This window comes from Paenibacillus sp. An7, from assembly GCF_009870785.1.
GTDB lineage: Bacteria > Bacillota > Bacilli > Paenibacillales > Paenibacillaceae > Paenibacillus.
Map to the genome: position 1 here is coordinate 31,931 of NZ_WTWX01000018.1, position 14,649 is coordinate 46,579.

At 41.0% G+C, this 14,649-nt stretch carries 15 protein-coding genes; 5 read left to right on the top strand and 10 right to left on the bottom strand.

The genetic code is table 11. The features are described from left to right. Window positions 1-68 precede the first annotated feature (68 nt). From GQY27_RS21795 to GQY27_RS16740, 4 genes are all read right to left on the bottom strand, one after another. Window positions 69-371: a S8 family serine peptidase gene (locus GQY27_RS21795; RefSeq protein ID WP_328803022.1), complete on the bottom strand. Its 303-nt coding sequence runs from the start codon at window positions 369-371 to the stop codon at window positions 69-71. After that, window positions 254-1,114 carry a S8 family serine peptidase gene (locus GQY27_RS16730; RefSeq protein WP_236570636.1) on the bottom strand — a complete coding sequence of 287 codons (861 nt, stop codon included), beginning with the start codon at window positions 1,112-1,114 and terminating at the stop codon, window positions 254-256. The genes GQY27_RS21795 and GQY27_RS16730 overlap by 118 nt, the downstream gene beginning before the upstream one ends. A gap of 609 nt (window positions 1,115-1,723) precedes the next feature. Continuing rightward, window positions 1,724-2,386 (bottom strand): hypothetical protein, encoded by a 663-nt coding sequence (locus GQY27_RS16735; protein ID WP_160036402.1) that lies wholly within the window; start codon window positions 2,384-2,386, stop codon window positions 1,724-1,726. A 65-nt stretch (window positions 2,387-2,451) separates the two neighbouring features. Further along, window positions 2,452-3,660 (bottom strand): DUF418 domain-containing protein, encoded by a 1,209-nt coding sequence (locus GQY27_RS16740; protein WP_328803021.1) that lies wholly within the window; start codon window positions 3,658-3,660, stop codon window positions 2,452-2,454. Between the two features lie 566 nt (window positions 3,661-4,226). Here GQY27_RS16740 and GQY27_RS16745 point away from each other — a divergent pair. The 3 genes from GQY27_RS16745 to solA all read left to right on the top strand — a co-directional run bounded on the left by GQY27_RS16745 (window position 4,227) and on the right by solA (window position 6,804). Further along, complete coding sequence (locus tag GQY27_RS16745; RefSeq protein WP_160036403.1) at window positions 4,227-4,793, top strand: phosphoglycerate mutase family protein; 567 nt, start codon at window positions 4,227-4,229, stop codon at window positions 4,791-4,793. Between the two features lie 117 nt (window positions 4,794-4,910). Continuing rightward, window positions 4,911-5,357: a ParB N-terminal domain-containing protein gene (locus tag GQY27_RS16750; RefSeq protein WP_160036404.1), complete on the top strand. Its 447-nt coding sequence runs from the start codon at window positions 4,911-4,913 to the stop codon at window positions 5,355-5,357. A gap of 319 nt (window positions 5,358-5,676) precedes the next feature. Then, on the top strand, window positions 5,677-6,804 hold the full coding sequence (solA, locus tag GQY27_RS16755) for an N-methyl-L-tryptophan oxidase (protein WP_160036405.1): 1,128 nt from the start codon (window positions 5,677-5,679) through the stop codon (window positions 6,802-6,804). 101 nt (window positions 6,805-6,905) lie between these two features. Here the strand turns inward: solA and GQY27_RS16760 are convergent, their stop codons facing one another. The 5 genes from GQY27_RS16760 to GQY27_RS16780 all read right to left on the bottom strand — a co-directional run bounded on the left by GQY27_RS16760 (window position 6,906) and on the right by GQY27_RS16780 (window position 11,573). Then, the gene (locus GQY27_RS16760) at window positions 6,906-7,556 is read right to left on the bottom strand and encodes an amino acid ABC transporter permease (RefSeq protein ID WP_160036406.1); all 651 of its coding nucleotides are present in this window, start codon (window positions 7,554-7,556) and stop codon (window positions 6,906-6,908) included. A 52-nt stretch (window positions 7,557-7,608) separates the two neighbouring features. Next, complete coding sequence (locus tag GQY27_RS16765) at window positions 7,609-8,331, bottom strand: amino acid ABC transporter permease (protein WP_160036407.1); 723 nt, start codon at window positions 8,329-8,331, stop codon at window positions 7,609-7,611. A 104-nt stretch (window positions 8,332-8,435) separates the two neighbouring features. After that, on the bottom strand, window positions 8,436-9,251 hold the full coding sequence (locus GQY27_RS16770; RefSeq protein WP_160036408.1) for an ABC transporter substrate-binding protein: 816 nt from the start codon (window positions 9,249-9,251) through the stop codon (window positions 8,436-8,438). 32 nt (window positions 9,252-9,283) lie between these two features. Then, the gene (locus GQY27_RS16775; RefSeq protein WP_160036409.1) at window positions 9,284-10,012 is read right to left on the bottom strand and encodes an amino acid ABC transporter ATP-binding protein; all 729 of its coding nucleotides are present in this window, start codon (window positions 10,010-10,012) and stop codon (window positions 9,284-9,286) included. A gap of 733 nt (window positions 10,013-10,745) precedes the next feature. Beyond that, entirely contained in the window at window positions 10,746-11,573 is an 828-nt protein-coding gene (locus GQY27_RS16780; protein WP_160036410.1) for an aldo/keto reductase, read from the bottom strand. A 212-nt stretch (window positions 11,574-11,785) separates the two neighbouring features. On the opposite strand from GQY27_RS16780, the gene map reads away from it, so the two are divergent. Next, window positions 11,786-12,526: a type I methionyl aminopeptidase gene (map, locus tag GQY27_RS16785; RefSeq protein WP_160036411.1), complete on the top strand. Its 741-nt coding sequence runs from the start codon at window positions 11,786-11,788 to the stop codon at window positions 12,524-12,526. Between the two features lie 236 nt (window positions 12,527-12,762). Next, window positions 12,763-13,803, top strand: coding sequence for an NADH:flavin oxidoreductase (locus GQY27_RS16790; protein WP_160036412.1), 1,041 nt, complete (start codon window positions 12,763-12,765; stop codon window positions 13,801-13,803). A gap of 22 nt (window positions 13,804-13,825) precedes the next feature. Here GQY27_RS16790 and GQY27_RS16795 read toward each other — a convergent pair whose 3' ends face one another. Beyond that, window positions 13,826-14,632 carry a MerR family transcriptional regulator gene (locus tag GQY27_RS16795; RefSeq protein ID WP_160036413.1) on the bottom strand — a complete coding sequence of 269 codons (807 nt, stop codon included), beginning with the start codon at window positions 14,630-14,632 and terminating at the stop codon, window positions 13,826-13,828. Window positions 14,633-14,649 lie beyond the last annotated feature (17 nt).

The following is a 14,649-nucleotide window of genomic DNA, read 5'->3' on the forward strand; positions in this document are numbered from 1 at the left end:
ACCAGTGCCGCTGCTGTATTTGTATATCGTCTGATTTCTTTGGACGATTCTTAGTATTTATCTAAGTTCTAAAGTACAGGCTGCTGCACAGCTCGAAGTGCATTGATTCGCCCCTGTGTCCAATAGGTTCCCGTCCCTGGTATCGGATCGCAGGTAAAAACAATACAATCTCTTACATTCGTATTGGTTCTACCTTGAGATGCAAGGAGCGCTGCTAATCCTGAGACGTGTGGAGCGGCCATCGATGTTCCGCTTAAATAAGCGTAGCTGGTTCCCGTGTAGGTAGATAGAATTTGTTCTCCCGGAGCAGCAACATCAACCCATGTACCGTAGTTGGAAAAGGTGGATTTAACACAGCCGCTTGAAGAAATGAATCATTCGCTAAAGAACCCAGACTCAGGTTAACCACATGTGCTCCGTTATTAGCAGCAAAGACGATACCATTAGCCACACTCGACAATAATCCATTTCCGTTATTATCTAAGGAACGGATCGGAATAATAGAAGCAAAGGGAGCCATACCCGCAATACCAATCCCGTTATTTGTAGCAGCAGCTGCAATTCCCGCCACATGTGTTCCGTGTCCGTTACCATCACTTGTATTAGGATCCCAGTCCACATAGTCGTACCCAGGTAGCAACTTTCCTGCAAGTTCAGGGTGATCCGACTGAATACCTGTATCTACAATGGCGATTCTGATATTCACCGAACTTTGTGTAATGTTCCAAGCAGCAGGAGCTTCAACTCTTTGCGGCCCATACTGGTAACCCGGGAAGAACGGGTCGTTTGGAGTGAAGAATGCTTCATACCTATGATTGGGTTCAGCAAATTTAATCAACTTACTTTTCGAATATTGTTTAAGCATTTTGCGCATTTTTCGCTTTGAAGTTATCCGGTAAAAGCCTAAATCATCGTATGATTCCATAATTGTGCATTTTGTTTTCTTGTGAAGTGCATTCATATCCTCCTGCGATATTCCATCCATAAATTTGATGATAAGCTCGTTTTTAGCATGGGGGTGGAACCTGGAATCAGCTCGTTTATCCAAATAGCGATAGAGAATGATCGAGAACATAATAAGGCTAGTGATAAAAAGCCCTAACCACAGCAACATTCATACTCCTCCTCTAGTGAAATCTAGTAGATTCGGAATATTGTATGGATAAGGGAGCAAAATAGTTTGGACTCTCTATAAAATTAGTGACATAATTGAGAGTGGCTTATAATGTGACATTACACTAGAGGTTCAGTTAACCTGAAAATTCTGTTACAATGAGGAGTTTGGAGAGATTATACATATTTTATTCTAGATACGGATAAATAACAGAAGGAGGGAAACAGATTGTCTATTTGGAAATCATATATTTTAACAACTTTCGAAGTAGTAGGATTTTTAATCATTGGGTTCATCGTAACAGATACAGTATTGAGACCCACACTTGAAGGTTATGGTATTCGTTACACGGGAAACGTATGGGTAAATTGGTTCGGAGTCTCATACTTATTGTTTTTTCTATACACCCTGATCCGCGGTCTGTTCGTTAAAAGGCATAACACCTTTTTCAGGCATCGCATAAAATCTATAGCATTTTGGCTTTTTCTTATTGGCTCTGTCTATATTATTTTTATTCCTTTTATAAAAGGAGAAAACCCGTTTTAAATGAAGATTTAACTTGAACTATTATTTTTAAAAATCTAATTGTTGTAAAATACTCTAAGGTGTCTAGTTCCAAAGTTCTTTAATTTTACTCTTTAAGTGATCAATTGTTCTCCCATTCGTTATATTTGTGAAGTTACTAATTTCTTCCGAATCACTATCAAAAGCAGAAAGAACATAACGATCATCTACGATATAGTAGGTACCATAGCGAGTAAAAGAATAACTTCCTTCTTCTTGCTGTGGTCCAGCCATTTTCTTAACGGCTGCAATAATCTTCATTCCCGGCCTTAAACGTGGCTCCATCTCCGATAACTCTGAATTATACATCATATTTACTGTATCTTTCACTTCATCACCAATAATTACTTCATCAACGGTTACTTCATACGATATGAAAGTCGGCTTATAAGGCTCAAATCCTCTACTCTTATCTTTCTCAGCTAATTTACCTTCGGGAGTACCTGGCTCTGCAGGTAATTCTACACTGACATCTACAACTTGGCTGATCACTTCTGCAACGATCACTGAATCTGCAATGTCTAAAATTTCTTTAAAAGGGATATCTCTCATATTTATATAAGGGACAGTTCCCGTAGATAGGGGGTAGTCCTTCCGGAGTTCTTGTATTCTTGATTGTTCTAATGCATCCGTAGATGTATTAGAACAACCAATGACGAAGACTGTCGTAAGTATGACAAGAGCCGCTTTCCGTTTGAGTTTGTTCATATAATAGTCCTCCTAACTAAATATATAAATTTTAAGTTAGTTGGTAAAATGGATCAGTTTCACTTTTAGTTGACGCTAGGCGTACTTTCCCCAGAGTTCTGGTGCACCATCTTTTTCTTTCTCGGCTGTCCTCTCCAAGAGAGGTATACCCAAATTCGAAGCGCATGTTCGACCGGACCACTACGAAACTTCTTCAGATAGATGGGACTAATCCATAATTGAAAAGCATAGACGGCAACTGCGATGACAGCACCGACGAACACGCCAGCACGACCAAACAGTCCAAAACCATATCCATAATAGATCGTCGTACAAATCACACTTTGCATCAGGTAATTTGTCAATGAGAGACGACCGACTGCTTCGAACCTGTCAATGAGGGCAGGGCGGTGGCTTCTCGTATACAGCAGAGCAAAAGCATAGATATAACCAAGTGCAAGCAGCGAACCTCCGAGCGTTTCCCCAATTCCCATGCCAGGCCACCCTTTTACGCCGAGCTGCGGAGTAAGTACGCTATACGATTTGAGTGTCAAACCGATCGGAATCAGAAACATGGCACGTCGAAAATAGGTACGTCTCATCGTTTGTGGAATATCAAAAGTCTTAAGTCTGGCAGCCCACATGCCGAGCAGGAACATGGGCACAGTCATAAGCGGAGCCAATATCAGCGCAAAAATAAGGACCATTGCCTCCATCTCTCCAAACGGATCAGCATTGTTACGAAAATTCTTGATCTCCACATAACTACCGCTGCTGTATATATCCTGACTTTGATAGATGTAGTTTTGCATATGCGGTGTCATAGAAACCAGTTGATCCACTGGATTTGAAGCAGGTAAACCAAGAAGACCCGCTCCTGTAAATAGTAGTACCGCCCAGACCAATAGAGTCTTCGGTTTCCGGTTTAAAAACAGTAGAAGAAAGAAACCAGTAGCGCCGTAAAACGTTAGGATGTCCCCCTCCCACAGAAAAACGGAGTGCAATATTCCTAATACGATCAGCAGTATAAAACGGCGGCTCAGATGACATTTCGGACGGAGATCTTTTGCTTTCAAGCTTTCCGACAGTTTAATCATTCCGAAACCGAACATAAACGCGAAAATTGGCATGAAGCTACCCACTACCGTGATGGAGAGGAATGAGTAGAAAGCAAGGTCCATCCCCTTGATTCCGAACAACTGCGGTTCGCTGCCTCCGAATTGACCATATTGAAAAATTAGCATATTCGCTAGCACGATGCCAGCGAGACTGAACCCTCGTAGTCCATCGATCAAGTGGACGCGATTTTTATGTGTATTAATTCAATCACCTCTGTCTTCAGAAATACGTTCCGTTCTATTAAACGTTAAAGACTTCCTTAATGTTTCTTAAACTTCAGAAAGTGTAACATGTATTTAGTACTCAAAAGGAAGGACAAGCCAATAAAAAAGGTATTTACTTGCTAAATATTGTGAAATAATCCCAGGGGTTATTGATACACTATCTATTGAGGGATTGTGGTTGTCGAAACAATTATTTCGCAGATTAGATAAAGACAAGGAGGCTGAAAGGTATGAAACCATTTCTAGATGTGTGTATATATTTTAGTGCTCTATTGCTTATAAGTTATTATTTTGTAGGTGTTAGTTTGATAAAGGGTACACAGATGGTAACTCTAATTACAATTCCATATATTATAATCCTTTTTATAGAGAGGTACTACAAGAGAGGACAGATACTTTAAATTCAACGAAATGCGCTAAACACTGCGTTCTGATTTTTCGTTGACCTAACGGCCAAGATAGCTTACTAGACAATAGAATATTGCTAATCGGATTTTAGATTTAGGGGGGTACAGTAAATGGAATATATATTTATCCGGCATGGTCATGGAGAACATCTCAACGATTATCCAGATCGTTTGAATACTCTGCATCCTAGTCTTACAGAGTATGGCAGATTCCAAGTAGCTCAGCTGCGAAATGAAATTAAAATTGAACCTGAAGATTTGATTCTTGTAAGTCCTACTAAACGTACAATGGAGACCGCAACTATTTTAACGAAGGGTATGGACTTCATTATATCTCCACTTGTTGGTCCGAGAATGTTTCCTCAGAACCCTGAACTTCCTGATTTGAAATGTGATCGGATTCTATCTAAAACAGAGATTATAAATCTCTATGGAGATACTAAAGTTCTTGATTTCAATCTGGATTGCTGGAAAGAAGGAGTGAATAGGATTGAACAAGATGTTTTCGAAGGATATGCTGAGCAGTTAGTAGAGTGGACCCGGAAAAACTATAAAAAAATATTCATTATTTCACATGATGGTACGATCACGAATTATCGGATATTGCTTGGAGAAGAAGGATTGACTAGAAAAGATTTTCTCGGTGAGGCGGGGGTATACCAAATGAAGATTCTATGATTGCATCTGTATTGATCATGATGTTTAAAGTCTTTTTGTAACAAAACTAGTAATAGATATCAAAAGATGAACGACCCTGAAGCATCATAAATTGGAGAAAAGAGAGAGTGATAATTTATGACAATATATACGATGAATTCAGCAATGGAGTATGCTTCAAAGAATGATCTAGAAACATGGGTTCATCTTTTTTTGAATGGGGAAGGTGGCAACGTAGGATTATCAGAGGGACTGAAATTGAAAACAAGATACTGGCTTGGACCCGTAGAAATGGAAACAAGATTTCTCAAGAGAATTGTTGGACCTGAATTAGATATGGAGTATGTTGAAGATGAGAATTGGTGGAACCATAATATCAATCAGATATGTAAACGGTTAGAAGAAGGCTGGGATATGCCTCCATTAATCGCGGAGAACAGAAATGGATACATAAGTATAAGAGATGGGAATCACCGCCTGGGTGCACTGCAAAAGTTGAAGAAAGATAAATGTCATATCCTAATCTGGGATGATCATGGGGTATGCAATATAGTAAAAGCTTTAGAAGAGGTAGTTAAAAATTAAACAATTTTATAAGAAGTCCCATTGAAGTCGCTATTTTAGCGATTTTTTTTAACGTCCCGAGCGGGATTAGATAAAGCAAGCAATTAGAAACAAGACGATTTACAGTTTTCTTTCACTTTTTGATTAGCAAATATGTGATAAAATCGAAATACTATACATCTATTGGCTAGATTTATAATCATTGTAATGATGAGACAAGCCTCTTCCTAAGGAAATGACAATATATACATTTGTGTCAGGATCATTAGCAATATAGGAGACGCTGTAGCAATACTTAGTACATAAGAAGATATCTACTTCAAGGAGGGTTTAACCTACAATGCATTATGACGTAATCGTAATTGGAGCAGGTTCGATGGGAATGGCTGCAGGTTATTTTTTAGCACAGAGTGGAAAAAGGACGTTATTAGTCGATTCCTTTAACCCCCCTCATAATAGAGGAAGTCATCACGGAGATACAAGAATCATTCGGCATGCGTATGGCGAAGGTGTTAAATACGTTCCGCTTGCACTTAAGGCACAGGAATTGTGGAATGACTTAGAAGAAGTGACAGGAAAACAACTATTTCTCCCGACCGGTGTTCTAAACGCAGGTTACGAAAAATCGGATTTTATTCAAAATATCATCTCGAGTTCTAAAACTTATTCATTGAAACTGGAGATTCTAGATTCAATTGAAGTAAATGAACGCTGGCCAGGTTTTACTTTACCTGACAATTATATTGGATGCTTTGAACCAACATCAGGAGTGCTGAAATGCGAGGAATGCATTGAAGCATATCGAGAACTTGCAGAGCAAAACGGAGCTGACATCATAACGAATAGTAAAGTGAAAGAAATATTAATACATGATGAAAGAGTTACCATTAAAACGGATGATCATACTTTTAGTGCTGATGCATTAGTGGTTTCAGCTGGTGCTTGGTCAGGAAATCTTCTTTCCATGCTGGGCCTAGATCTCCCTCTAAATCCAGTTAGAAAAACATTTGCATGGTTTGATGACAAGGAAGATATATATAATAATCAAAAATATCCGGCTTTCTCATTTGAGACATCTGAAGGAATGTATTATGGTTTTCCAAACATTGATGGAGCCGGATTAAAAGTAGGCCGCCATGATGGAGGAGAAACAATGAATCCAGATGAAGCCATCCCAGAATTTGATGAGTTAGAGAAAGACGCGACAGATTTAAAACAATTTTTAAAACACTACATGCCTTCTACACAACAATTAAAGTATGGTAAAACCTGCATGTATACAGTGACACCTGATGAAGATTTCATTATCGATTTACATCCCAACTATTCAAATATTGCGATTGCATCCGGCTTCTCTGGTCATGGCTTTAAATTTAGCAGTGTTGTTGGACAAATTTTAAGTGAATTGATTATATCAGGTAAGACGGAACAAGATATTTCTCCTTTTTCAATCCATCGTTTTTCATAAAATAGCTGTAACGATTGGGACACTATAGTTAATCAAAATAAAATCCAAAGAAGACTCCAAAGCCACTGTAGAAGTGGAGCTGGAGTCTTCTTTGGGCTGTATTAAGTCATTCGTGCTTCAAGCCGCCGTGCCACGATGGACAGCGTGTAGTTAATGACGAAGTATAGTACGGCTGCGAGCAGCAGGGCAGGAATGACATAGTCAAAGCTCTGACCCCCGAGAATCTGCACATTGTGCATCAGCTCGGGCAGGGAGATGATAATCGCGAGTGAAGTATCCTTTAACAAGGAAATAAACTGGCTCACCATTGGAGGCGACATGCGCCGTAGAGCCTGGGGCATGATGATACCGATGAGTGTCTGCATATAACTCAGTCCAGAAGAACGAGCAGCTTCCACCTGACCACGTTCGACAGATTTAAGTCCGCTGCGGACAATCTCAGCGATCATGGCGCCTTCAAAGAGACTCAGTCCAACAACCGTGGACCAGAAAATGGGCATTTTAATCCCAAGCTGGGGCAGCACAATATGAATAAAGAAAATGATCAGCAGCAGCGGCAGATTCCGGATGATATCCACGAGCACTGCCACAATTTGTGACAGGACCGGAATACGGGTATATCGAACGGTGCCGAGCACGGTACCGAGTACAAAGCTGAACACAATGGATAGGCCTGCCACTTGCAGGGTGATCAGGAATCCTTGCAGCAAGAAACGGAGGTTCGGCCATGCGTATGCCCCGCTAAAGTCCATAATCTTCGGCCTCCTTCTGTAAGCGGGAATAGGTTAAGGCTGATGGTCTGTTTCACATGGTGACCTGACCCGCTTTATTGTTCTTTTTCGGATTGACTTTGGCACGGCTGGCATCAGCATCACTTTGACCAAATCGTCGTTCCATATAGTGAACTAGGAAGCTGAGGGGCAAGGTGAGCACCAGGTAGAAAAGGGCAACAATGGTGTAAACGCTCAGCGGCAGGAACGTATCTGAGTTGATCAGATCGGCAAAATACATCAGATCCATGCCAGCTACGACCGCTAGGATGGAGGAGTTTTTGACCAGATTAATAAATTGGTTGCCAATGGAGGGCAATACAATCTTGATCGCTTGCGGCAAAACGATCTGGTTCATAGCCTGTACATAGGACAGACCAGAAGATCTCGCGGCCTCTAACTGTCCCCGAGGGATCGTCTGAATACCCGCCCGGATTGCTTCGGCAATAAAAGCAGCCGTATAGATGGTCAGACCAAGTGTACCCGAGATAAATCCATCCAGTGAAATGCCGAGGGTCGGTAACCCAAGATAGAAGAAAAACACGACGAGCAGCAAAGGGATGTTACGGATAAACTCCACAAAAGCCGTTCCGATCCAGTTGAGCGGTTTAACGGGGGATATCCGAAAGATGGCTATGATGGCGCCAAGAATAAAGCTGCCAATCAAGGCCATGATGCTTACCTGAATGGTATTCAGAAACCCTTCCAGGAATCGATCCGAGTGTTTAATTAATACACTGAAGTCCAATTTGCCCATGTTAGCGAAGCCTCCGTTCTAGAGAGGTAGAAACGGTGACTAACGTCCTGTCCATGCATGCATCATGCAGGAGAAGTCACCGTTTTAACCATCATTAATCGGGGTTACTCGGGCTTTGTGCCCAGCCATTTCTCATGCAATGTATCATACTCGCCGCTGTCCTTCATGTTTTTAAGCAGGCTGTTCACTTCTTTGACAAAGGCAGTATCGCCTTTACGAATTGCTATGCCGTAAGGTTCACTCGTAAAATTGCCGCCAACCAGCTTGTAGTTGTTATCCGTCTGCTGCATACCGATCAGGATGATGTTATCTGTCGTTAGAGCTTCGCCTTTACCTGCTTTGAGAGCAGTGAAGGCATCCTGATAATTGTCGTATTCGAGCACTTCAGCACTCGGGGCTTTTTCGCGAATGTTTTGCGCAGAAGTTGAACCTTTGACAGCAAGTACCTTCACACCGCTGAGACTCTCAAGGCCCGTAATCGTGCTGTCATTTTTTACAAGCAAAGACTGGCCTGCTTCAAAATAAACATCGCTAAAATCCACTTGTTCCTTGCGTTCATCCGTAATCGTCATCGTAGCAATGATGAGATCAATGTCGCCATTTTGCAGCATGGGAATTCGCGTTTTGGACGTTACTTCCTTCAATTCCACCTTCGTTTCGTCTCCAAGAATTTGTTTGGCGAGTGCTTTGGCAATATCAATATCGAATCCTTCGACTTCGCCGCTTGCGGGGTCTTTCAAACCGAATAATTTGGTATCGTATTTAACGCCGGCTATAAGCTTGCCTCTCTCTTTTATTTGTTCAATTGTGCCTTTGGCTTCGGTACTTCCATCAGAGCCACCGCTCGTGCTGCAACCGGACAATACAAGGGATAGGATTAAAACAAACATAAATGACGGCCACTTCAATACATTTTTCATTTGGTAAAAACCCCTTTCAGAATGGATTATTCTCAGTGGTGAATCAGACGACTTAAGAATTGCCTAGCCCGTTCTTCTCTTGGGTTGTCGAAAAATTCATTAGCTGAGGCTTCTTCTACAATTCGGCCTTCATCCATAAAGATAACTCGGTCTGCGACCTCGCGAGCAAATCCCATCTCATGGGTTACAACAACCATCGTCATCCCATTGTGGGCAAGAGAACGCATAACATCCAGAACTTCCCCAATCATTTCAGGATCCAGTGCAGAGGTGGGTTCATCAAAAAGCATGATTTTCGGCTCCATAGCAAGACCTCTTGCTATGGCTACACGTTGCTGTTGTCCGCCGGACAACTGGGAGGGGTAACTGTCTGCCTTATCGGCAATGCCTACCCGGCTCAAATATTTCATCGCCGTGGAGACTGCCTGCTCTTTGGACTGTTTACGCACCTTCATGGGTGCAAGGGTTATGTTATCGATGACTTTTTTGTGAGGATAGAGATTGAAGTGTTGAAATACCATGCCGATGTCACGGCGGAAGAGGTTGATGTCCACCTTTTTCTGATGTAAAGGGATACCACTGACGACAAGTTCACCTTCGGTAATTGTCTCCAAACGATTGATGCAGCGGAGCAATGTGCTTTTGCCAGAGCCGGAAGGGCCGATAATGACAACAACCTCTCCTTCTTCAATGTGAAGATGAATATCTTTGAGAACATGAAAATGGCCATAATGCTTTTGTACACCCCTGAATTCAATCAAGAAATCCCATCCTTTCTGCTACGTCTGTTTGAAAAGAAATAGTAAGGAGTAAATTGGAAGTTATTTAGAGCTGAAGTCAGTGATTACGTGAGTAAATGGTCATGAAGCTTAATTTGTTGTTATCGAATCTGCCGTAGATGAAACTATTCTACTGTTTCTTTATGAAATTGAAGTACATATAGAGAGTATACGGGAAGGGATGCTTACTTTATGACTCTGACCAGTAAAACTAACAACAACAAAATATTAATCTTACATGGTAAAGAAACTCAATCCTATACCATAACGTATTGGTATGATGAGCGAGAATTCACTTTTCAGTAGGTATTGCTATCATTTTAGACAGACCAATCTATTTATAGCTAGAAAGGTTATTTTTAACGAGGAATATATCCATATGATATTTCATTTGATCGTGGAGAAGGTATTGTATCCAATTGAAGGCTTATGAAGTGAGTTTACCTGCCATCTCTAACCGAGATGAGATAATCAAATTACAGGTTTCGGAGCAGAAGGGGGACATAAGTAGTCCGGTTGAATTGGAATTGAGCGGTAACGGGGAAAACTCAGGAAAATGAAGAAAATGCTCATGCTGCTTATGGATACCACTTGGGGCAATCGCTGCTGGTATTATACGCATAATGAACATGCAAAATCCCGATCAGATGCGTGTGCATCCGGACCGGGATTTTTATGATGTATTTTAGCTTGATTATTATTTGGGTATGATTGACTAAAAGTTAAAGTTGTCCGGATCAGAACCAAAACGCTTATTCTCGTTGAGTTGATTAATACGCTCGATATCTTCCGCGGTAAGCTCAAAATCAAAAAGGTCCGCATTTTCGCGAATACGCTGTGGTGTAACGGATTTAGGTATGGTCACTATACCATTTTGCAGATCCCAACGCAGAATAACCTGTGCTGGCGATTTGCTATACTTAGCAGCGATGTCCTGAAGAAGCGGGTGCTCAAGCAAATGTCCCTGACCCAGTGGTGACCAGGCTTCAATCTGGATCTGATGTTTGCTGCAATATTCCCGAAGCTCCGTTTGGGTTAGGAAAGGATGTAGTTCTACCTGATTAACCGCAGGTTTAATCGTGCTGTCTGTCATCAGGTTTTCTAGATGGTGGATTTGGAAGTTACTCACCCCAATGGCGCGAATGCGTCCTTCCTTATGGAGTTTTTCCAGTGCTCTCCATGTATCCTTGTACTTGCCTTTGACAGGCCAGTGAATCAGATAAAGATCTAGATATTCGAGGTCCAGTCGTTCCATGCTTGCTTCAAAAGCTGCCAGCGTGGATTCGTAACCTTGGTCCCCATTCCACACTTTGGTAGTAATGAACAGATCCTCGCGGGCAATTCCGGATTCACGAATACCTTGAGCTACACCTGTTTCGTTGTTATATGCTTTCGCTGTGTCGATACTGCGATAACCTGCCTGAATGGCCGTTTTGACGGCTTCAACAACTTCTTCTCCATCCTTAACCTTAAATACACCCAAACCCAGCCAAGGCATTTTAACTCCATTATAAAGTGTTGTTGTGTCCTGCACATGTTTCATGGTCCGAAATTCCTCCTCTGATTTGATTTATTATTCATTATGTATTTACTCTGCTGAACGTCAGCCAGTGGGAATAGTTGGCCGCCTGTACATGATTATACTAGAATCCAATTGGTAATAGATAAAAAGTTGCTAAGATTCGCTCCTTTGGATATGATAATCTAATCCTTAATATAGGTTTAATCGATGATAAAGGAAAGTGAGTACACGAAATGATTGCAAAAACAGAAGAAGACTTTCAAGGTTTAAAAGAAATTGGCAGAATTGTGGCTTCCATTCGAGATGAATTGGTAAAAAGAACAGTTCCCGGCGTTACAACAAAAGAACTTGACGATATAGCCGGAGAGCTTTTTGAGAAAGAAGGCGCAGTTTCAGCTCCAAAAAGTGAATATGATTTCCCTGGCTATACTTGCATTAGTGTCAATAAAGAGGTGGCACATGGAATTCCGGGAGATCGGGTTATTCGTGAAGGGGATATCGTAAATGTAGATGTATCCGGCTCAAAGAACGGTTATTTCGCAGATACAGGCATCTCATTTGTAGTTGGCGAAGGGGATGAAGTGCTGACTAAAATATGTGAGGTTGCCAAAAAAGCATTTGAAGCAGGTCTGAAAAAAGCAAAACCTGGCTCCAAAAAGAGCGGAATTGGAAAAGCAGTATTTCTAACCGCAAAACAGCATGATTTAACGGTCGTCAAAAACCTTACAGGACATGGGGTAGGGCGTGCGATCCATGAAGCACCTGACCATATATATAATTACAACGATACGACGGATGATGAGCTATTAAAAGAAGGGATGGTTATCGCATTTGAACCATTTATCTCAACCTTAGAAGAAGAAGTATATCAAAAAGATGATGGATGGACCTTTGCTACAGAAAGAAGCTATGTAGCTCAAATTGAACATACGATTATCCTTACTAAAAATGGTCCAATCATCGTCACACTTTAAAGTTCAAGAGGCCGATTTCCAACCCGGAAGTCGGCTCTTTTTTGTTTTCTTTTCATGACAGGTTTATAACCATTTTATAGTGAAAGTTGTTTTGCCCTTCCTTGACAAACCATAGCTAATCCTTTAAATTATATGCATGTGCATGTATATAAATAGAAAGATAAGTGGTTGCATTCATCTATCTCATCTTTTTACATAGCATTACTAGTAACTATATTCAATCGGAGGTCAATGAAATGTCTTATTCTGAATCTGTAGAACCTTTATTCCGTCCATATACTTTAGGAAATCTTACACTAGCTAATCGGATCGTGATGGCACCAATGACGCGAAATCTATCTCCTAATGGGATCCCTGGGCCAGAAGTAGCTGCATATTACCGCCGAAGAGCAGAGAATAACGTTGGTCTAATTGTGACAGAAGGTACGATTGTGGATCATGCGGATTCATCTTATCAAGAAAATATTCCTTTCATTTATGGTGAGGAAGCATTAGAGGGCTGGGCAAACGTAGTTTCGGAAGTGCATGAAGCAGGCGGAAAAATCATTCCTCAAATCTGGCACATGGGCGCTAGAAAAAACGTTAACGATTATACTGAATCTGAAGTGGTTGAGATCGTGAATGCTTTTGCTGAGGCAGCTTCTAATGCAAAACGCATAGGGTTTGACGGCATCGAAATCCATGGGGCACATGGCTATTTGGTTGACCAGTTCTTCTGGGAGAAAACGAATGAACGCACTGATCGCTATGGCGGCAGCCTGGTTTCGCGCACGCGTTTTGCTGAAGAAGTTGTGAAAGCTTGCCGTGATGCAGTAGGCCCTGATTTTACGATTATACTGCGTATTTCGCAGTGGAAGGAATCGGACTTCACCGCTAAACTAGCTAAGACGCCTGACGAGTTAAAACAATTCCTCACACCGCTAGTTGAAGCAGGGGTGGATATTTTCCATTGCTCTACTCGCCGATTCTGGGAGCCTGAATTCGAAGGATCCGATTTGAACCTTGCAGGTTGGGTTAAACAAATTACGGGAAAACCAACGATTACTGTTGGCTCGATTGGCTTAGATGGTGATTTTATTTCACTATTCAAAGAAGGTAAAGGTGCTAGTAACGTAGGCATCGAAGGTTTAATTCAGAAATTGGAAAATGATGAATTTGATCTTGTTGCAATCGGTAGAGCCTTGTTAGTAGATCCTGAGTGGGCGACTAAAATTCGAGAAGGACGACTAGATGATTTAGTTCCTTTCACTGCTGAAGCGCTTAAGACATTGTCCTAAATCACACCTGAGATCGAGACTTTTACATCAAAATTCTTACCTGAATTTCTGTTAAAAATTCTTCTCTATTCATTGTATCTCTATTATCAATTTCATATATTTCAAAAGGGTCACCTGATATCAGGTACCCTTTTTCTTTTGCAAAATTTAGAACATCGAGTATTCGATCTGAGCTCTGACGATAATCTCCTCGGTAGTACAGCGAGAGGTATTCGCCGGCAGGAAGAACAAAATCATATTCTGGTTCATCAGACTCAAGAATAAAAAAGACAGCGTTAAATACATCTTTCTCACCCTTATATAGGTCTTCAATCGATACAGATGCTCCAAAGAGTTGATTACCGAAATCACGAATTTTGCTTTCATGCTTTTTGTGCAGCTTTTTAATAGCAAAATCCATTTCTTCATCCCGCGTAATACGGGTATTCAGATGTAAACAATGTCGTTCGGGAAATGACTTGATCGTGAATTCACCAGTTGTCATTTGCATCGCTGTAGTTAGTACATGTATTCTTTCCTGAATCATCCTTTGTTTTGTCTGAAGGCTACGTAACTGTTCACTAACTAGATCTTTTTCTTTATGTAGTATATTGAGAGTGTTTTCGATACTTTGATGGTCTAAATAATCTTTTATTTGCTGCATAGTAAAATCCAATTGGCGGAGATCCCGAATCATGTTTAACTTGTATATGTCTTTAAGTCCATAAAGTCTATATCCGTTCGTGTCACGGCGAGGGACCAACACACCTATCTTTTCATAATATCGTAAAGAATCGGCACCTATTCCGTATAACTTTGATATTTCGTTGATCTTATAATACTCTTTCAATTTACTTCTACCTCTCT